This window comes from Lacinutrix undariae, from assembly GCF_052934785.1.
On record NZ_CM128809.1, the window covers coordinates 3,268,728 to 3,287,803 of the forward strand.

The 19,076-nt window shown below is 32.4% G+C and carries 18 protein-coding genes; 3 read left to right on the forward strand and 15 right to left on the reverse strand.

Annotated elements, in window-relative coordinates:
* Nucleotides 1-43: 43 nt before the first annotated feature.
* The 10 genes from ACU4C5_RS14760 to ACU4C5_RS14805 all read right to left on the reverse strand — a co-directional run bounded on the left by ACU4C5_RS14760 (nt 44) and on the right by ACU4C5_RS14805 (nt 11,978).
* The gene (locus ACU4C5_RS14760) at nt 44-1,465 is read right to left on the reverse strand and encodes a T9SS type A sorting domain-containing protein (RefSeq protein ID WP_446844980.1); all 1,422 of its coding nucleotides are present in this window, start codon (nt 1,463-1,465) and stop codon (nt 44-46) included.
* A gap of 188 nt (nt 1,466-1,653) precedes the next feature.
* Nucleotides 1,654-4,326, reverse strand: a complete 2,673-nt coding sequence (locus ACU4C5_RS14765; protein ID WP_446844981.1) for a T9SS type A sorting domain-containing protein — start codon at nt 4,324-4,326, stop codon at nt 1,654-1,656.
* 246 nt (nt 4,327-4,572) lie between these two features.
* On the reverse strand, nt 4,573-5,391 hold the full coding sequence (locus ACU4C5_RS14770; protein WP_446844982.1) for an enoyl-ACP reductase FabI: 819 nt from the start codon (nt 5,389-5,391) through the stop codon (nt 4,573-4,575).
* A gap of 108 nt (nt 5,392-5,499) precedes the next feature.
* Nucleotides 5,500-7,152 (reverse strand): DNA repair protein RecN, encoded by a 1,653-nt coding sequence (gene recN, locus ACU4C5_RS14775; protein WP_446844983.1) that lies wholly within the window; start codon nt 7,150-7,152, stop codon nt 5,500-5,502.
* 44 nt (nt 7,153-7,196) lie between these two features.
* Nucleotides 7,197-8,087: a type IX secretion system protein PorD gene (gene porD / locus ACU4C5_RS14780; protein WP_446844984.1), complete on the reverse strand. Its 891-nt coding sequence runs from the start codon at nt 8,085-8,087 to the stop codon at nt 7,197-7,199.
* Nucleotides 8,080-9,291, reverse strand: coding sequence for a bifunctional phosphopantothenoylcysteine decarboxylase/phosphopantothenate--cysteine ligase CoaBC (coaBC, locus tag ACU4C5_RS14785; RefSeq protein WP_446844985.1), 1,212 nt, complete (start codon nt 9,289-9,291; stop codon nt 8,080-8,082). The genes porD and coaBC overlap by 8 nt, the downstream gene beginning before the upstream one ends.
* 10 nt (nt 9,292-9,301) lie before the next feature.
* On the reverse strand, nt 9,302-9,631 hold the full coding sequence (locus ACU4C5_RS14790) for a DNA-directed RNA polymerase subunit omega (protein WP_446844986.1): 330 nt from the start codon (nt 9,629-9,631) through the stop codon (nt 9,302-9,304).
* A gap of 11 nt (nt 9,632-9,642) precedes the next feature.
* Nucleotides 9,643-10,458 (reverse strand): outer membrane protein assembly factor BamD, encoded by an 816-nt coding sequence (locus ACU4C5_RS14795; protein WP_446844987.1) that lies wholly within the window; start codon nt 10,456-10,458, stop codon nt 9,643-9,645.
* A 123-nt stretch (nt 10,459-10,581) separates the two neighbouring features.
* Complete coding sequence (gene dapA, locus ACU4C5_RS14800) at nt 10,582-11,460, reverse strand: 4-hydroxy-tetrahydrodipicolinate synthase (RefSeq protein WP_446844988.1); 879 nt, start codon at nt 11,458-11,460, stop codon at nt 10,582-10,584.
* On the reverse strand, nt 11,460-11,978 hold the full coding sequence (locus ACU4C5_RS14805; RefSeq protein WP_446844989.1) for a DUF6913 domain-containing protein: 519 nt from the start codon (nt 11,976-11,978) through the stop codon (nt 11,460-11,462). The genes dapA and ACU4C5_RS14805 overlap by 1 nt, the downstream gene beginning before the upstream one ends.
* A 72-nt stretch (nt 11,979-12,050) precedes the next feature.
* On the opposite strand from ACU4C5_RS14805, the gene ACU4C5_RS14810 reads away from it, so the two are divergent.
* The 3 genes from ACU4C5_RS14810 to ACU4C5_RS14820 all read left to right on the forward strand — a co-directional run bounded on the left by ACU4C5_RS14810 (nt 12,051) and on the right by ACU4C5_RS14820 (nt 14,294).
* Complete coding sequence (locus ACU4C5_RS14810; protein ID WP_446844990.1) at nt 12,051-12,809, forward strand: 5'-nucleotidase C-terminal domain-containing protein; 759 nt, start codon at nt 12,051-12,053, stop codon at nt 12,807-12,809.
* Between the two features lie 40 nt (nt 12,810-12,849).
* Nucleotides 12,850-13,761 (forward strand): bifunctional metallophosphatase/5'-nucleotidase, encoded by a 912-nt coding sequence (locus tag ACU4C5_RS14815; RefSeq protein ID WP_446844991.1) that lies wholly within the window; start codon nt 12,850-12,852, stop codon nt 13,759-13,761.
* A gap of 158 nt (nt 13,762-13,919) precedes the next feature.
* Nucleotides 13,920-14,294: a DoxX family membrane protein gene (locus ACU4C5_RS14820; RefSeq protein ID WP_446844992.1), complete on the forward strand. Its 375-nt coding sequence runs from the start codon at nt 13,920-13,922 to the stop codon at nt 14,292-14,294.
* Nucleotides 14,295-14,325: 31 nt separating this feature from the next.
* Here ACU4C5_RS14820 and ACU4C5_RS14825 read toward each other — a convergent pair whose 3' ends face one another.
* From ACU4C5_RS14825 to ACU4C5_RS14845, 5 genes are all read right to left on the reverse strand, one after another.
* Nucleotides 14,326-15,033: a hypothetical protein gene (locus ACU4C5_RS14825; RefSeq protein ID WP_446844993.1), complete on the reverse strand. Its 708-nt coding sequence runs from the start codon at nt 15,031-15,033 to the stop codon at nt 14,326-14,328.
* 64 nt (nt 15,034-15,097) lie between these two features.
* Entirely contained in the window at nt 15,098-17,092 is a 1,995-nt protein-coding gene (ligA, locus tag ACU4C5_RS14830) for an NAD-dependent DNA ligase LigA (protein ID WP_446844994.1), read from the reverse strand.
* Between the two features lies 1 nt (nt 17,093).
* Nucleotides 17,094-17,675: an LOG family protein gene (locus ACU4C5_RS14835; protein WP_446844995.1), complete on the reverse strand. Its 582-nt coding sequence runs from the start codon at nt 17,673-17,675 to the stop codon at nt 17,094-17,096.
* 10 nt (nt 17,676-17,685) lie between these two features.
* Nucleotides 17,686-18,558, reverse strand: a complete 873-nt coding sequence (gene prmC, locus ACU4C5_RS14840) for a peptide chain release factor N(5)-glutamine methyltransferase (protein ID WP_446844997.1) — start codon at nt 18,556-18,558, stop codon at nt 17,686-17,688.
* Between the two features lie 11 nt (nt 18,559-18,569).
* The gene (locus tag ACU4C5_RS14845; protein WP_446844999.1) at nt 18,570-19,061 is read right to left on the reverse strand and encodes a GNAT family N-acetyltransferase; all 492 of its coding nucleotides are present in this window, start codon (nt 19,059-19,061) and stop codon (nt 18,570-18,572) included.
* Nucleotides 19,062-19,076 lie beyond the last annotated feature (15 nt).

Consider the following 19,076-nt stretch of genomic DNA (forward strand, 5'->3'; position numbering starts at 1 on the left):
AGCCACCTATTAGGTGGCTTTTAAGAATTTTATTACAATAAGCTTATTGCTTAATTACACGTATAGTTTTTGTGAGCTCATTAATGGTAACTTGTACCACATAAGTCCCTGTGTTTAGCGTACTCATATTTACTGTACTTTCTAATGTATTTGGAGCAGTATTTAAAACTTGTTGTCCTAGCATATTATAGATTGTAATCTGCTGAATTACACTCTTGGCTTTTAGTGATAATTCATTTTTAACGGGGTTAGGATAGTATTTAAAATCTGCAACAGTCTCAACACTTTCTGTATGTAACGTTGATGACGACCATAATTTATATGTAAATGTTCCATTTGCTGGCTCTACATTAGAATATTGATATACTCTAAAATAATAAGTATCATTTATTGATAATCCTGATTTATTTATTTCTTCTTCTCCTGTTCCTAAAACATTATCTGTACATTCTATCTGATTTAAAGTTTCACAGGTATTATCTGTTGTTTCATAAAGAGTTAATGCAACATCAAACTCACCATCAACTGTAATATTTACATCGGCTGTTTTAGCTACAAAAGAAAACCAAACATCATCTGAAGTATCACCACCCCCAAAGCAATCTGAAGGATCCAACGTAAAGTATGCATTTTCAATTGTAGAAGCATGAGCTGTAGCATTTGCTACAACTGGCACACTTATTTCTTGTGTAGCCAATATTGCACCTTCACAAGTATCATTAACCGGAGGTGTACCCAATGCTGTGGTAAAATTATGTGGTCCATTTCGCACACTAGAACTTGCTCCACAAACCGTTTCTATATAAATATCATAGCTTGTATTTGCTGTTAAACCTGTAGCATTTACAGATAAACTTGTTGATGTTCCTGAGGTAACTATTCCTGTGTTTGGAGCATTCCCTGAAGGTACCAATTGCCAATTATATTGTATTGGAGTTCCTCCAGAAATTGGCACTTCAATATCGAAATTAACTGAAGTATCTACAATGCTTGTAAATGCTAGTCCTGAAATTTCGCCACAAGTTGCTGAAGGTGTAAAAGCAAAAGACCAATCAAAAACTTCTGGTGAAGTTCCCCAATATTTTTCCCATTCAATGTAATATGTGACTCCAGAATCAACAATTAAATCTGCAATTTCAGACCCAAAACTTGTTCCACAATCGTCATTAAATTGTATAGCTGTTAAACTTCCACAAGTACCCGAACCTATAAAGACATAAGTGTCACCACTCCCAGAACACGAAGAGACTGTTATTGTTCCATCACTTGGAGCTGTAAAAGCAAACCATGCTGCACTATAGGTTGCATTCCCCATTTCACCTCCTTGTACAAGGGTATTAATAGTTGTATTTGTAAACGTTGTATTTGCAGCTACAGTAACTGCATTTGCGCAGTTATCACCTCCGTTTTGGGCATACCCAAAACTAAACACAGTAAATAGTAGTAATAGTGTAATTTTTTTCATTTTTAAAAATTTTTAGATTTGATTAATAGCAATACTAAAATATTCAATAATATTGATGCTACCATATTAAATCGTTCAAGACGGCTTATACTCGATAAAACACTAATAATGAGATTTTTAAAAACAAAAAAAAGCACCTTAACTTATCGTTAAGGCGCTTTTATAAATTAAGTTAAAAACTTATAATATTAGTTTTTAATCACTCGTATTGTTTCTGTATTACCGTTAATTGTTACTTTAACAAAATAAGCTCCAGTTTGTAATGCAGACATATTTACATCGCTATCCATAGTATTAGGTTTAGCTGTAATAACTTCTTGTCCTAACATATTGTACACTGCTACATTTTGAATGTTAGCTTGTGCTCTTAAGCTTAATTGGTTATTAACTGGGTTTGGATAGTATTTAAACTGAGATTCTGTTTCAAAACTACCAATAGATAAAACACTATCTGTTGACCATACAGCTATTTTAAAAGCAGGAGAATTTGTTGCAGTAGATGAGTAATTATAAACTCTTACATAATAAGTTTCTCCAATAGTATAATCTGAACGGCTAATTGAAGGGTTACTACTTGCTCCATCATAATCATCGTTCTCAATAGAAGTTAAAGTAGTACAATCTCCAGAAAACACTTCAACAACACCATCAAAATCATCAATAACATCAATGTTAATAGCTGCTACAGTCGCTGTGAAAGAATACCAAACATCATCATTTGCTGTTCCTGAAGTGTCTGGAACACCTGAATCGGTAGCAGCACCTATCTCTCCGTCTGTCTGAGTAGCTGAATCTAAGTCTGTAATATTAGTTTCAACAGGTAATGATATTGCATCAACACACTCATCATTTGCTGGAGGTGTAATATCTTCAGGATAAATACATAAATCAAAATCTGCTTCCCCATAACTTGCTACAGAAACGTAATAAGTTTCTCCTGCAGTTAAATCTTCAGAAAGAGATGTTGAATAACAACTTGAATTCATTCTTGTTAAAGATCCACAGTCTCCTGAATATACAGATAAATATGTAGATGATGTACCTGTTGTTAAAGATCTATTGAAAATATAAGAATTTGTTTCTGATGGAGTAAATGTGTACCACACATCATTATAGGTAGTAGAACAGTCATAATCTGAAGTATTTGAAGCAGATACAGTTGTTCCTGAAATAGCATTATCACAAGAAAAATCTGTTGATTCTGTTACCGCTATTGCTCCTGAACAATCATTATTTGCAGGAGGTAACGGCGCTTTATATACGCATAAATCAAAATCTACCTCCCCATAACTTGCTATAGAAACGTAATAAGTTTCTCCTGCAGTTAAATCTTCAGAAAGAGATGTTGAATAACAACTTGAATTCATTCTTGTTAAAGATCCACAGTCTCCTGAATATACAGATAAATATGTAGATGATGTACCTGTTGTTAAAGATCTATTGAAAATATAAGAATTTGTTTCTGATGGAGTAAATGTGTACCACACATCATTATAGGTAGTAGAACAGTCATAATCTGAAGTATTTGAAGCAGATACAGTTGTTCCTGAAATAGCATTATCACAAGAAGAATCTGTTGATTCTGTTACCGCTATTGCTCCTGAACAATCATTATTTGCAGGAGGTGCTGGTGGTGTACCAACACAAACATCAAAAGTTGTTGTTGATCCTTCTGCAGAGCTATAGCTATATACTTGTACATAATATGTATTCCCGATAGTTAACCCTGAAGTTTCACTTGAATTTGAATCAGAGCATGTTAAAGCAGCTCCTAAAGTACCACATCCAGAAGTTCCATCATAAACTGCGTGATACAAATCAGTAGGACTTCCTAAAACATTTAATAAATCAACTTTATGCAATGATGATGTCGCTACAAAAGAGTACCAAACATCATCATTACTTGTTCCTGAACAAGATGAGTCTGTTATTCCCGAGTCTGTTGCTCCTAAAACTGTTCCAGAAGTTACTGTTCCACATTCAAGATCTAGATTAACAGTTAACGCTTCGGCATCTGAACATTCATCATTTGTTGGTGTTGTTAATGTTGTAAAACTACTTTCTGTACACCCTGTTGCACTACCATTATCATTATAAGGCGTTATGGTTACATAATAAGTAGTTGCTTCATTTAAAGTCCCTATACTATAGCTTAATACATTTCCATTGTCTACATTATCTACAAGGTCATTTCCTCCTGAAGATGTTCCTACTGTTATGTAATATCCTGTAGGAATTCCTGTTGCAGTACTCCAACTTATATCTCCATCTAAAGATATATTTGTAGTTTGAGTTAATGCTGAATCACAATTTGGTGGATTAACAACAGTTTGAGCAGCAGCAAAATTATCTATATAAAAATAATAATCTCCTGAAGCCCATGTGTTTAATATTCGTAATTTAACATCGCTTCCTGTTGGTAATGAAGTACCTGGTATCGTAGCCATGATAGTAGCACATGTAGTTGCTACAACATGATTACTATCATCAATAGTTAATACTGTATTCCAACTACTTCCGTCATCGGTAGAATATTCTAACTCTGCTATTCCCCAACCTGCTGCTGTTGCTTCAGATGGAGTTGTATAACTATAATCTAAAATTTTATAATCGAAAGAAATTTCTAGGTCTGTACCATTTGATACCCCTACTTGATTAGGAGTTGTTAAATTCCCAGAAGCACCTGAACTCCATATATTATCTCTTTCTGAATTCCCCGAACAAGCAGCCGTAGAGGTATTACCGTAAGTATCCGTCCACCCTGCTGGTGTTCCTGAATCAAAATCTGATGAGATTCCAACTTGTGAAAACATAAAGGTTGATGTTAACATTGCAAAAAACAATAAAGTAATTTTTTTCATGTATAAATAGTTTTTAGTTAATAAAATGTTGTTAATTCCTTAAATCTATTGATTAGATAACAAATTTTTAACATATAATATAAATAATAGTTAAAACGTGTGTTTTCATCGATTAAAAGCGTTAATTTTTATAAAATCAAAAAAAATGGCAGAAAAAAATTACTTATTCTTTTTTTTCTTTAAATAGATTAAAGCAAAAAAGAGGTGCATATAGCACCTCTTTTTTTAAATTTATAAGATATCGTTTTATTGCGCATCCATAAATGTATCCATAACCTCCTTACTAACACCTACATTACTAAATCCTCCATCATGAAGTAAGTTTTGTAATGTTACCATTTTTGTTAAATCACTAAACATAGATACGGTGTAGTTAGCACAATCTAAAGCTGTAGCATTTCCTAAAGGCGACATTTTATCTGCATAAGCAATAAAACCATCAAATCCTTTTACTCCTTGACCTGCTGTTGTTGGTGTTGGTGATTGAGAAATAGTATTTACTCTAACGTTTTTATCTTTTCCGAAGAAATATCCAAAACTACGAGCTATACTCTCTAAATAAGCTTTATTATCTGCCATATCATTGTAATCAGGAAATACACGTTGTGCAGCCATATAAGATAATGCCACAATACTTCCCCATTCATTCATAGCATCTGCTTTGTATAAGGTTTGCATTACTTTATGAAAAGACATTGCAGAAACATCTGTTCCTTTTTGAGTCCAAGCATAATTTTGATCTGTATAAGCTTTTCCTTTTCTTACATTAACAGACATTCCGATTGAGTGTAATACGAAGTCAATTTTTCCTCCTAAAATCTCTACAGATTTAGCTACAAGATTTTCAAGGTCTTCTATTGATGTTGCATCAGCAGGAATAATTTGAGATCCTGTTTTTTTAGCTAATTCATCAATTTGTCCCATACGCATTGCAATTGGTGCGTTTGTTAATACAAATGTTCCTCCTTCTTCGTGAACACGTTCGGCAGTTTTCCAAGCAATTGAATTTTCATCTAATGCTCCAAAAATAATTCCTCGTTTTCCTTTTAATAAATTGTATGACATAATGTTATTTTTTCTATCTGTTAACGCTTTCAAAGTTATGAAAACTTTTCTATTCTATGTATAATTCAGCTTCACTTATATATTGACTTCTTATCAATATAATGCAGTTTAGTTTAATAATTGTTTAGCATGTTCTAATGCTGAGCTTGACACCTCTAATCCTCCAAGCATTTGAGCTATTTCAACAGTACGCTCTTCGGCAGTTAATCGTTTTAATTGTGTTTGGGTAATCTCGTTAATATCTTCTTTATATACTTTAAAATGAATATCGCCTTTTGCTGCAATTTGTGGCAAGTGTGTAATTGTAAATACTTGCATGGTCTTACTCATTGCTTGCATAATTACGCCCATTTTATTAGAAATTTCTCCAGAAACTCCTGTATCAATTTCATCAAACATGATGGTTGGTAATTGTGTGTAATTGGTAAGGATAGATTTTATGGCTAGCATAATACGTGACAACTCTCCTCCAGATGCTGCTTTTTTAAGTTCGTTAAATTGTCCGCCTTTATTTGCAGAAAATAAGAACTCTAATTCATCTTTTCCATTATTAAAAAAGGTCTCCGAAAGATTCAATGCGACATTAAATCGTGCATTAGGCATTCCTAAGGTTGCCAATAAAGCTTCCAACTGTTTTACCAATTTAGGAGTTGCGCCTTTACGACGTTTATGTATTTTGGCTGCCAACTCGTTTAATTGTGTTTCAACCGCTTGTAATTCTGTTTCTTTATCAAGAATGGTTTGGTCTAAATTTTCAGTAACCAACACTTTTTCTTGTAAATCATCCCTGTTTTCTATTAATTCTGAAACTGTAGTTACAACATGCTTTTGCATTAAATTGTGTAATATTTGCAGTTTAGAATTTACAGCTTGTAATCTATTAGGATCGGCTTCTAAATCGTCTTTTAGATTTTCAATTTCAGAAAACACATCGTCCAATTCAATTAAGCTGCTATTTATACGATTGGAAACCGCTTGATAGTTATCACCATAAGCTGATAATTTTGATAATTGATTTTTTATTTCTGTAAGACTCGCCACTACACCTACTTCATCGTTACTTAATAACTCGTGTGATGTGGTAAGACGTTCGCTTATTTCTTCAATATTATTAAGCGTTTCATATTCTTTTTCTAAAGCTTCAAATTCACCATCTACTAATTTGGCGTCTTCTAATTCTTTTAATAGAAACAGATTATAATCGAGTTCTTTTGTGGCCTCTATTTTTTGATTTTGAAGAACTACAAGCGCTTTCTTTAATTTTTTAAATCCTGATAATTTAGTGGCATATTTTAAGATATACGAACTGTTTTCTGATAAAGCATCAATAACTTTAAACTGAAAATCATCATTAGTTAATTGTAAGGTTTGGTGTTGCGAATGGATATCTAACAGCTGCTTTCCTAAAACCTGAAGACTACTTAAATTGGCCGGTGTATCATTTATAAAAGCTCTAGATTTCCCTGAAGGTAAAATCTCTCTTCTAATAATGGTTTGCGGTTCGTAATCTAAATCTTCGGTTACAAAAAGTGGTTTTAAATTGTAGTTTTCGATATCAAAAGTCGCTTCAATTACACATTTTTTAGACGTGTCTTTTATACTACTTAAATCGGCTCTTTTTCCTAATATTAAAGATAAACCTCCTAGCAAGATAGATTTCCCTGCTCCTGTTTCACCTGTAATAATAGTTAACCCGCTATTGAAATCTACTTGAAGATTATCAATTAATGCGTAATTTTTTATGGAAAGTGTTGTTAGCATTCTTTAGTTTAAAATTAGTAGTTTAATAACTCCTTAATAAACATTTAAAAGGTAATATTTCTCCATTTTGAAGCATGCATTGGAGCAATCTTAGTTAATGTTGCAATAACATCTGTTACTTTTACTGTTGGCCCACCGGTAAAAATCTGTTCAATTTCATCTGCTTTAGCATCAAAGAATACACGCATTAAAAATGAATTTGGTCTGCGACGATTCATCATCTCTAATTCAGATATTGATTCTAAAATAGTTGTTTTAGCGGCTTTTTTATCGTTAGCCATAACATCTAAACCGTTTCTGTGATAATTATACATAACCGATCTGAATTCCTTATAAGTAGGAGATAATACATTTTCAACTAATGCAAATCTAGTTTGTGGACCGTCTTTTAAGCTCCATCCTAAATGGCTTTCTTGTTGCGAATAACTTACAATGTTTTGAGCTTGTTCAAAATACTCATCGCCTCCTTGTGGTGAAAAAGTATCTGCATCTAAACCTAAAATCATATATACATGAAATGCTAATACCGAAACCAAATTAGATTCAAACTGATTAGCATTATATATTAAATTTTGAAATTCTAAATAGCTAAACGAAAAATTCTTATCGTTAAAATTATATACTGGTGTACTATAAGACGAATTAAACACAGGTCGTGAAGACTGTACTTGTATGGTTGCATTAAAGGCGTCGTTTTTATTTTCTAAAATAGTTATTACAATACCACAATTAATGCGCTCTTGTAATTTATACTTTTTATTAGTCCATGTTTTTTTATTAATAAACTCTGTAAGCTGACGCTCTAAAGTTTGAAAAAGCTGGTCGTTTTCGTTTCCTGTTTGTTCTGCATTAACCACTAAGTTACAATTAAGTTCTTGTGATTGTGCTGTAAAAAACACTGCTATAAACGCTATAATAAAAAGAATGTTACGCATTGAATTGTTTTAAAATTTGAGCCATTAAATCGGAAGCTACTTGAGTTTTCGATTTTAATTCTTGAGCCATAATTTGATGATCACTTGTTATAAATGTAACCTTATTTGTTGAACCACCAAAACCTGCTCCTTTATCGTTTAACGAATTTAAGACAATTAAATTTAAATTCTTAGCTTTTAGTTTTCCTTTTGCGTGTTCTAATTCATTATTAGTTTCTAAAGCAAAACCCACTAAAAATTGTGTTGTTTTTATAGCGCCTAACGAGGCTAGAATATCTTTGGTTTTTTCTAACTCTATACTAAACGTTGGATCTTTCTTTTTTATTTTCTGATTGGCTACAAATTTTGGTCTGTAATCTGCTACAGCTGCCGAAAGTATACCAATATCTGTAGTTTCAAAATGTTTGTGTACTGCGTCATACATTTCTTGAGCACTAGTTACTTTAATAAGTTGCACTAAACTGTGAGAAATAGTTTCGTGAGATGGTCCTGAAACCAAAATCACTTCTGCTCCTAAATTTGCTGCTGCTTTTGCAATAGCATATCCCATTTTACCGCTACTATGATTTCCTATAAAACGAACAGGATCAATAGCTTCGTAAGTTGGACCTGCTGTTATGAGTACTTTTTTTCCGCGTAGAGGTAGTTTTCCTAAAATATCAGCTGTAATAAAAGCCATAATATCTTCAGGTTCTGCCATACGACCTTCTCCAACTAAACCACTTGCCAATTCGCCGCTTGTTGCAGGAATCATAATGTTTCCGAAGGATGTTAGTTTTTCAAAAGAATGTAAAGTACTTGGATGTTTGTACATATCCAAATCCATTGCTGGAGCAAAATACACAGGGCATTTTGCAGACAAATAGGTTGCCATTAATAGGTTATCGCAAGTACCGTTTGCCATTTTAGACATGGTGTTTGCTGTTGCTGGAGCGATGACAAAAATGTCTGCCCACAAACCTAATTCAACATGATTATTCCAAACCGCATCGTCATCATCTTCGTTAGTAAACGTAGAATGTACGGGGTTTTTAGATAATGTAGAAAGTGTTAAAGGTGTAATGAAGTCTTTAGAAGCAGGCGTCATAACGACCTTTACGTTTGCGCCTGCTTTTATAAATAGCCTTACTAGGCCAGCTGTCTTATAAGCAGCGATACCAGCAGTTATTCCTAAAAGTATGTTTTTGCCGCTTAATATTGACATCTTATATTATTTACTCCTGAACGTCGTCTTCAGTATTTCTAAAATAAATCTTATCGTCTACCCATTCTTGAACAGCTAAAGCATGTGGTTTAGGTAATTTTTCGTAAAACTTAGAAACCTCAATTTGTTCTTTGTTTTCAAAGATCTCTTCAAGACTGTCGTTATATGTAGCAAACTCTTCTAATTTGTCTACTAATTCTCTACGGATGTCTGTATTAATTTGCTCTGCTCTTCTAGCAATTACCGATATCGCTTCGTAGATATTTCCAGTTGGAGCATCAATTTCATTTCTGTTGTAAGTAACAGAACTTACTGGAGCAGTGGTCTTTTTTAAATCCATCGTGTATATAATTAACTTTTTGTTTTAATATTTTGAAATTCTAATTGCATTTGTTCGTTCATAGCACTTACTTCATCTGCATGTTTTGATGCTGGGTAAGCTTTAATAAACGAATTATAAAATGCTTGCGCAATGTTAAGACGTTTTTCTTTTTTGTAAATTGTACTATTTACAGCCAGCTTTTGTGCCGACTCAAATCTGTAGTACATAGCGTCTTCTCTATAACTTGTTCCTGGGTAATCTAATAAGAAATTATCGAAAGCTTTAATGGCTGCTTCATAATCTGAGGCATCATAATAAGCTATAAAATTATATTGCTTAGCAATTTCGAAAGCTTTCTTTTCTAGTTTAGCGTCTAATTCTTGAACCATTATATTTACTTCTGGTAAAAATTCAGAATTTGGATACTTACTAATAAAAATCTGTAACTTATTTAAAGCTTCAATAGTTTCTTTCTGTTCTTTACTATAAACAGGCGATAACATGTAAAAGCTTTTTGCTGATAAAAATGAAGCTTCTTCGGCTTTTTCACTTCTTGGATAATTGTCCTCAAAACGCTCAAAACGATAACCTGCTACATGATAACTTTTAGTTTCATAAAAGCTATTTGCATGCATAAACATTAGTTTTTCGGCTTGTGGTTTCCCGCGATATTGTGGTACAATTTGTTCAAATAAGCGGTTAGCTTTATTGTATTTCCCAGCGTCATAAAGCTCTGTTCCCTGTTTAAACTTAACAGCGACGTCATCAGACTTTAGTGCTTTTTGGTATTCGCTACATGAGCTGAATAGTACGACTAATAAAAGTGTGTAAAAAATGTTCTTCATAAGATTTAAACAGAATGCAAAAGTACGTATTAATAACGTATAATAAAAACAAAAATTTTATGCTAATTTAAAGGTTGTCTTATCTTCTACGGAAGCTTTATATTAACTTTAACTTTTTAAGATTTAATCTAAGGCCTTTAAAGCAGTTTTAATTTTCTGTTTTGAAGCATCTGAAGCTACTACTAACGGTAGTCTTACAGTATCTTTTGCAAGATCTAAAGCTTCAAATACGGCTTTTATTCCGGCAGGATTATTTTCTTCAAAAATTAAATCTGTTAGCTCCATTAATTGATAATGAATTTGGTAAGCTTCTTTAACTTTTCCTTCTAAACCAAGCGCAATCATCTTAGTAAATTGTTTTGGCACACCTTGTCCTAATACAGAAACTACTCCTGCTCCACCGGCTAAAACAACTGATAATGCTAAATCATCATCTCCTGAAATCACTAAAAAGTCTGAAGGTTTATCTTTTAATAATTGAAGATATTGTCCCATTTTTCCTCCGGCTTCTTTTACCGAGAAAATATTTTTAAAGTCGTTTGCTAAACGTAAAATAGTTTCAACAGACATGTTTGAGCTTGTTCTTCCTGGAACATTATATAACATAATATTTTTTGAAGTGGCTTCAGCAATGGCTTTAAAGTGTTGGTAAATTCCTTCTTGTGTAGGTTTACTATAATATGGTGATACAGATAAAATAGCATCTATTGCAGATAAATCTGTTGCTTTAATTTCTGCAATTACTTGTGCTGTATTATTTCCACCAATTCCTAAAACTAAAGGTACACGACCATTGTTAGTTTTTACAATAGTATTGATGATTTCTTGTTTTTCTTTAGCTGTAACTGTAACACTTTCTCCTGTAGTACCGCTTATTACTAGATAATTTGTACCATTATCTATATTATAATTTACAATCGTTTTTAAGGCATCAAAATCGATAGTTTGATCTGAGTTAAAAGGCGTAATTAAAGCAACACCCGTTCCAAAAAATTTATTCATTATAGTTTATTTAAAATCGTTAGATATTTTTTTAATTCTTTATTAAATACCGAAACCTCTTCGGGTTTCACATCAATCATTAAATCGTATAATCTGTCATCTACTCCTGATAATCCTATTTTAAAATTAGCTTTAGATGCTGCCGCCATTACGTTTAATAATGTAATATCTTGTTTATAAAAGCAAATAAGTGCATCAAAGTCTTTATTTAAAAACGTTTTTAGCTCATTATTTTTAAAAGAGTCTTTCCATCCAAAATCTTTTGGTGTAAAAAAGGTTCCCCAAAGTTTATGTTCGTCTTTTTCTTTATCTACAAAAGCTACAATTTCTATAGCCGTTTCAGATATATTTAATGTCTTAAAAAAAGATTTAAAAACCTCTACATCTGTGAATTCTGTAAAATTTAAAACCACACCAACGGTTTGCACCTTGCATTTATTAACAGTACGTGTTCTGTCTGTTAACAATTTATTGATGTATTTTTGATTTGATTTCTCTTTAAAAGCGCTTAAAAACATTTATCTTTATACTTTTGCGCAAAGGTACTAAAAGTGCCTACATGTTTTAGCTAACTTTTTCATAATAAAATAATGAATTTTAAATATCTTTTTTTAACGTTTTTCGTAATTAGTTTAACGTCTTGTAAACAAGAAAACAACCTTTATAGAATAGAAGGAAAACTGGTACCTATCACAGATAGTATTACAACAGATAAAACTATTGATAATTTCATAAAACCTTTTAGGGAAAACCTAGAGAAAAACATGAATACACCACTTTCGTATTCTGTAGATACTTATACTAAAAGAGGTGGTGAGTACAATACCGCTATTGGTAACATGATGGCTGATGCTGTTTATGAAGAGGCAAATCCTATTTTTAATAAACGTACAAATGAAAATATTGATTTTGTAATTCTTAATCATGGTGGGATAAGATCTATACTGTCAAAAGGTGTAGTAACTACAAAAACAGCCTATGAAATTATGCCTTTTGAAAACTCTATTGTAGTCACAAGTTTAAAAGGTGCTCAGATAAAAGAAATGTTTAAATATCTAGCAAAAGCTAGACGCTCACACCCTGTACATGGTTTTAAATTAGCGCTTACTCCAGATTTTGAAATCGCTTCTGCTACAACAACAGATAATACCCCTATTGATTACGAAAAAAATTATTTTGTAGCTACAAATGATTATTTATATAATGGTGGAGACCACATGGATTTCTTTAAAACTAACGATAGCTTATACGTTTTAGATTATAAAATTAGAAATGCTCTTATAGATTATTTCACTAAAAAAGACACCCTTAACCCGGTTATTGATGATCGCTTCATTCAATTAAAATAATAAAAGACTTCCTATTTTAATAAGGAAAAAAATATATCTCATGAAAAGAAGAGACTTTTTACAACAAACAGCTGCCGCAACAACACTAGTTGGTTTAGGTGGATTAGGATTACAATCTTTTACTAATGCTCCTAAAAAAATCACGATTCTTCATACCAATGATGTCCATAGTCATATTGACGCTTTTGGTCCTGAAGATGGTAGAAATGCAAACAAAGGTGGTGTTGCTAGACGTGCAACTTTAGTGGAATCGATTAGACAAGACAATCCCAATACATTATTATTAGATGCAGGTGATATTTTTCAAGGTACGCCATACTTTAATTATTACGGTGGTGAACTAGAGTTTAAGCTAATGAGTATGCTTAAATATGATGCTGCAACTATTGGAAATCATGATTTTGATAATAGCATTGATGGTTTGTATGCACAATTACCACATGCTAAATTTGATTTTATATCTGCCAATTACGACTTTAAAAATACCATTATGGATACACATGTAAAACCATACAAGGTATTTGTAAAAGACGGTATTAAAATTGGTGTTTTTGGACTTGGTATTAAACTAGATGGTTTAGTAGGTAAAAAAATGTATAAAGAAACCGAATACCTTGACCCTATTGAAACAGCTCAAGAAATGACACGTATATTAAAAGAACAAGAGCATTGCGACCTTATTATTTGTTTATCACATATTGGCTACTACTACAAAGATAATCCTGATAAAATTTGCGATTTAAACCTTGCTAAAGCGACTAAAGATATCGATTTAATTATTGGAGGACATACACATACATTCTTACCAAAACCAACAATAGTTAAAAACAAAGATGACAAAAACGTATTAGTTAATCAAGTAGGATGCTACGGTATTAACCTTGGTAAAGTTGATTTTTACTTTGACGGAAATAAAAACAAAGCTGCAAACGGTGCTTCTATTTTAGTATAATTAGTACTTAGCAACATATCATATCAAGCCTCTTTTATAGAGGCTTTTTTATATAAAAAACCCAAATTAAAGCACCTCTTCTTAACTAAAAATCATTTATTTACACTTTTTCATAAGGTAACCTAAAAAGTTTCGACTATAAAAGAAACTAATCTATTATGATATCTAAAATTTCCTTAATCTTAAGAATTATTGTTGCTTTAATACTTATACAAACTTTACGTTTTAAGTTTACAGCACATCCAGATAGTGTGTATATTTTTTCGACACTTAATTTAGAACCTTACGGAAGAATTTTCACCGGAGTTATAGAACTTATTGCTGGTATTTTATTAATCATACCTAAAACAATTTGGATTGGGGCTACAATAACTATAGGTGTTATTTCGGGAGCTATATTATCTCATATTGCATTATTAGGAATTGAAGTAAATAATGATGGCGGTATACTTTTTGCTACTGCAATTACCACATTTATACTTTCGACAGCTATTTTAATACTCCACAGAAAAGATATTAAATTCAAAAAATAAAAAGAGTAATTAGGCACCATTTAACTCTAAATCATCTTTTTTCCCCCACACCCGCAACAACATGCAAATATAAAGAAGCAAAAGCGGCTACAATAAATAATGAAGATAATATATTTAGCAAATTATCATTTGAGACATAAAAATAAGCCATCTGTATAACTTCTGAAAAAACAATACATATTGCTCCCACCAAAAGATACATTGATCTACTACTTTCATTTTTTGCGACATTAAGTAACGCTAATGATAACAATATCATCAACAAGCTATTGTATACAAACTCTAACCAATATTCATAAGGCACCAAACCTTCTGTTGCTGTATCAGCTATAATAACTACAAATACTATATCTAAAATAAGAAGAACAAGTACGTGAAATAAAAAACGAGGAAACAACTTTTTTATCTGTATTTTTTTAAATACATATATAATTAACATGATATAAGCCACAATATAAGCAATATTTCCTATAAGATATATTTGTCCTAAAAGATCAATTTTAAACTTAGAAGCTAGCCAATTTATAAAAGTAATGAGATCTCCAAAACAGAAAAATGATAAAAACAAAAAGAAGACTATTTGCTTTTTTTTAACTACAGAATAATACAAAGCAATCATTAACATAAGTGACGCAGCACGAAATCCGGCTGCAAAAACCTCATAACCAGTAAATTGAAACACAAGAAACAATAATCCGCACACTATCAAACTCCCTTGTAAGGCTTTCCTTTTTATCATGTATTTAAAATTCTCATTACAAGACAAATATACTAAATTATTATCATTTCTTTAACAAATAACATTACTCTAGTTTACTCAAAAATTCTTGTTCTGTTATAATTTCAATATTTAAACTTTCGGCTTTTGTACGTTTACTTGGCCCCATTTTATCTCCAGCAACAACACAACTTGTTTTTGATGAAATTGACGATGACACTTTACCTCCGTTATCTTCAATCATTTTTTTAAGCTCATTTCTCGTAACTATTACAAATACTCCAGAAACCACAAAGGTTAATCCTTCCAACTTATTAGTTTGTCCCGCTAATTTTTCGGCAGAAATCTCTAATTGTATTCCAGATGCCTTAAGGCGCTCTATAATATTTCTATTTTCTTCGGAAGTAAAAAAGGCAACAACACTTTCTGCAATTTTCACACCTATTTCATCAACGTTCACTAAATGTTCTTCCGAAGCATTAGCAATCGCATCAATACTCTTATAATGTTTTGCTAGTTTTTTAGCGACTGTTTCACCTACAAATCTTATTCCTAAAGCAAATAAAACACGCTCAAAAGCTACCGCTTTAGATAACGCGACACCTTGCACTAATTTTTCAGCACTTTTTTGTGCCATACGTTCTAATGGCAATAACTGCTCTACAGTTAAAGTATATAAATCGGCATAGTTAGTAATTAAACCTTCATTAACTAATAAAGCGACTGTTTCACCACCTAAACCATCAATATCCATGGCTTTTCTCGAAATAAAATGCTGAATACGTCCGATAATCTGCGGACTACAACCATTATAATTAGGACAATAATGTTTGGCATCACCATCTTCTCTTACCAATTTGGTATGACATTCTGGACATTCCGTAATATATTGTGTTACCTGAGAATCTGCTGGACGTTTACTTAAATCTACCGCAATAATTTTAGGGATAATCTCTCCTCCTTTTTCAACATACACCTCATCACCTTCTCTAATATCTAATTTTGCAATTTGATCGGCATTATGTAAAGATGCACGTTTTACAGTGGTTCCTGCTAATTCAACAGGTTCTAAATTTGCAACAGGCGTAATTGCTCCCGTTCTACCAACTTGGTAAGTAATTTCGTTTAATCTTGTAGATACTTGCTCAGCTTTAAACTTGTAAGCCATTGCCCAACGTGGTGCTTTTGCCGTATACCCTAATTCGTCTTGCTGAAAGCTGCTATTCACTTTCACTACTACCCCATCAGTTTCATAAGGTAAGTCATGACGATGTACATCCCAGTATTTTATAAACTCAAAAACCTCATCAATAGAATGTGCTAATTTTGCAACGTCAGGAACTTTAAATCCCCAATTACGCGCTTTTTCTAAACCTTCAAATTGTGAAGTGATATTTAAATTTTCTCCAGTAATAGTATATAATAAACATTCTAAAGGTCGTTTTGCAACCTCCGAACTGTCTTGTAATTTTAAACTTCCTGAAGCTGTATTTCTTGGATTTCGGTAAGGTTCTTCACCAATATCAATACGTTCTTCATTCATTTTATGAAACCCTTCAAAAGGCAAAACAATTTCACCTCTAATATCAAATTTTGGAGGATAATCGCCTTTTAATTGTAAAGGCACAGTTTTTATCGTTTTAATATTTGCAGTAACATTATCACCTTGAAAACCATCACCACGAGTTACCGCTTTAGTTAATTTTCCATCTTCATAAGTTAAACTAATTGAAGCACCATCATATTTCAACTCACAGGTGTAAGAAATATCGCCATCAACCTGCTTTCTTAAACGTGATTCCCAATCTTGTAAATCTTCAATAGAATATGAATTATCTAACGAATACATACGATGATCGTGCACCACTGTTTCAAAATTTTTGGTGATTTCTCCACCAACTCGTAATGTAGGAGATGTGGCATCAAAAAACTCTGGATGTGCAGTTTCTAAAGCTTGAAGTTCCTTTAATTTTATATCAAAATCATAATCGCTAATTGTAGGATTATCTAATGTGTAATAATTGTAATTATGTTGACGAAGTTCGTCTCTTAACGCGGTAATTTGCTGTTTGATATTCATTTTATAATCTATCTTTATTTAACCAAGCCGGTGCAGGTAAAGGTTTAAAATTATACATTTTTTCTAAAAGCCCATCAATAGACTCATCAATAACAATGGCATTAAAGTTTTCTTCACTTAAAAACCCATGACGCACCATTGTTTTACATTGCTCAATAAGCGCATTGTAATACCCATGACTATTTAAAATTCCAATAGGTTTGGTATGTAAGCCTAATTGGCCCCAAGTTGCAATTTCAAAAAACTCATCCATAGTACCAAATCCTCCAGGGATAATCATAAACCCGTCGCTTTTTTCATACATCAATACTTTTCTGTCATGCATATTCTCAGTCACTATAAGTTCTGATAATTGTGTATGTACAATCTCTTTAGTTTCCAAAAACCCAGGAATAATACCAATCGTAGTTCCGCCATTGGCGATAATCCCATTTGCAACCTGTCCCATAATACCAATTTTTGCAGCACCATATACTAAGGTAATTTCCTTTTTTGCTAAAGTCATTCCCAAATGATAAGCTTGATCGGTAATTCCTTGATGATTCCCATCACTTGCGCCACAAAAAACAGCTATTGATTTCATAATTTTTATTTTAATTGATGTGACCTTTAATCATACGGTCTTTTTTAAATATATCTTGTTTAAGTACTACGTTTTTAAACGCATCATCGTGTAACATTGTAATCATTTCCTGACCTAAATATTCGTTAATTTCAAAAAACAATTGTCCATTTGCCTTCAAGTTTTGTTTTGCAAATTGCGAAATGGCTTTATAAAATACCAACGGCTCATCATTTTCTACAAATAAGGCCAAGTGTGGTTCGTGAGCCAACACATTAGTTTTCATTTCTTGTTTTTCAAGCTCGCGAACGTATGGCGGATTTGAAACTATAATATCGAATTTTAATTCTGGTTGAAGCGTTTGGTTACCAATAGTAAGAATGTTGTTTTCAAAAAACGTAACATCTACGGTATTTAAGTTGGCATTTTTTTTAGCCATTTTTAAGGCTTCCGCCGAAACATCTAAGGCGTAAACTTTAGCGTTTGGTAATTGTTTGGCTAACGAAATGGCAATACATCCTGTTCCTGTACCAATATCTAATATTTTAATTTCAGAAGATACATCTCCTCTATTTTTAACGCTATCAATAATCCATTCTACCAATTCTTCGGTTTCTGGACGCGGAATTAACGTATAAGGATTCACCAGAAAAGGTAATCCGTAAAACTCAGTTTCTCCTACAATATATTGAATGGGTTCGCTATTTTTTAAACGTTCTAAAGCTAAAAATAATGGTTTTGCTTCGGTTTCTGTAATTTCGTATTGCGGTTCTAAGGCAAGTGTAATTCGGCGTAAGCCTAAATAATGTTCTATTAATAAATAGAAAAAACTATCTACTTCTTGTGATCCAAAAGGCGTATCTAATTGCTCGTGAAACGTCTGTTGTATGGTTTTTAATTTCAAAATAAATCGTTTTAAAGCGTTTTAAGCATCCACACATTACACGCATGATGACCTGTGTTTCCTAATGGTGCTTCTAAATTTTTAAATCCTGTTTTGGCATATAATTTCTTAGCACCTTTCATATACGGTAAGGTTTCTAAATAGCAATATGTAAATCCTAAATCTTTGGCTTTTTGCAAACAAACAGCCATTAATTTGGCGCCCATTCCAATACCACGAGCTTCAGGTAAAAAATACATTTTCTGAAGTTCGCAAGTCTCCCCTTCAACATCATCTAATTTAGATATTCCTGCGCCTCCAATAACTTTACCCTCCTTAAGCACAACAAAATAAGCGCCTTTAAGTTTTTTATATGTTTCGGTCATTTTAAAAAGCGCTTCATCTTCGTAAGCGGTTCCTACTTTTGGAGCACCTAACTCCATGAGCACTGAACGGATCACTTCAGCAATTTGAATATCATCTGCCGTAGAAATTTCTCTAATCACAATATTATTTTCACTCACTTTATTATATTATTT

Bases quoted from the DNA above. Each gene is read 5' to 3' on its own strand.
- ACU4C5_RS14760 (WP_446844980.1), bottom strand. From the start codon at position 1,465: ATGAAAAAAATTACACTATTACTACTATTTACTGTGTTTAGTTTTGGG.
- ACU4C5_RS14765 (WP_446844981.1), bottom strand. From the start codon at position 4,326: ATGAAAAAAATTACTTTATTGTTTTTTGCAATGTTAACATCAACCTTT.
- ACU4C5_RS14770 (WP_446844982.1), bottom strand. From the start codon at position 5,391: ATGTCATACAATTTATTAAAAGGAAAACGAGGAATTATTTTTGGAGCA.
- recN (WP_446844983.1), bottom strand. From the start codon at position 7,152: ATGCTAACAACACTTTCCATAAAAAATTACGCATTAATTGATAATCTT.
- porD (WP_446844984.1), bottom strand. From the start codon at position 8,087: ATGCGTAACATTCTTTTTATTATAGCGTTTATAGCAGTGTTTTTTACA.
- coaBC (WP_446844985.1), bottom strand. From the start codon at position 9,291: ATGTCAATATTAAGCGGCAAAAACATACTTTTAGGAATAACTGCTGGT.
- ACU4C5_RS14790 (WP_446844986.1), bottom strand. From the start codon at position 9,631: ATGGATTTAAAAAAGACCACTGCTCCAGTAAGTTCTGTTACTTACAAC.
- ACU4C5_RS14795 (WP_446844987.1), bottom strand. From the start codon at position 10,458: ATGAAGAACATTTTTTACACACTTTTATTAGTCGTACTATTCAGCTCA.
- dapA (WP_446844988.1), bottom strand. From the start codon at position 11,460: ATGAATAAATTTTTTGGAACGGGTGTTGCTTTAATTACGCCTTTTAAC.
- ACU4C5_RS14805 (WP_446844989.1), bottom strand. From the start codon at position 11,978: ATGTTTTTAAGCGCTTTTAAAGAGAAATCAAATCAAAAATACATCAAT.
- ACU4C5_RS14810 (WP_446844990.1), top strand. From the start codon at position 12,051: ATGAATTTTAAATATCTTTTTTTAACGTTTTTCGTAATTAGTTTAACG.
- ACU4C5_RS14815 (WP_446844991.1), top strand. From the start codon at position 12,850: ATGAAAAGAAGAGACTTTTTACAACAAACAGCTGCCGCAACAACACTA.
- ACU4C5_RS14820 (WP_446844992.1), top strand. From the start codon at position 13,920: ATGATATCTAAAATTTCCTTAATCTTAAGAATTATTGTTGCTTTAATA.
- ACU4C5_RS14825 (WP_446844993.1), bottom strand. From the start codon at position 15,033: ATGATAAAAAGGAAAGCCTTACAAGGGAGTTTGATAGTGTGCGGATTA.
- ligA (WP_446844994.1), bottom strand. From the start codon at position 17,092: ATGAATATCAAACAGCAAATTACCGCGTTAAGAGACGAACTTCGTCAA.
- ACU4C5_RS14835 (WP_446844995.1), bottom strand. From the start codon at position 17,675: ATGAAATCAATAGCTGTTTTTTGTGGCGCAAGTGATGGGAATCATCAA.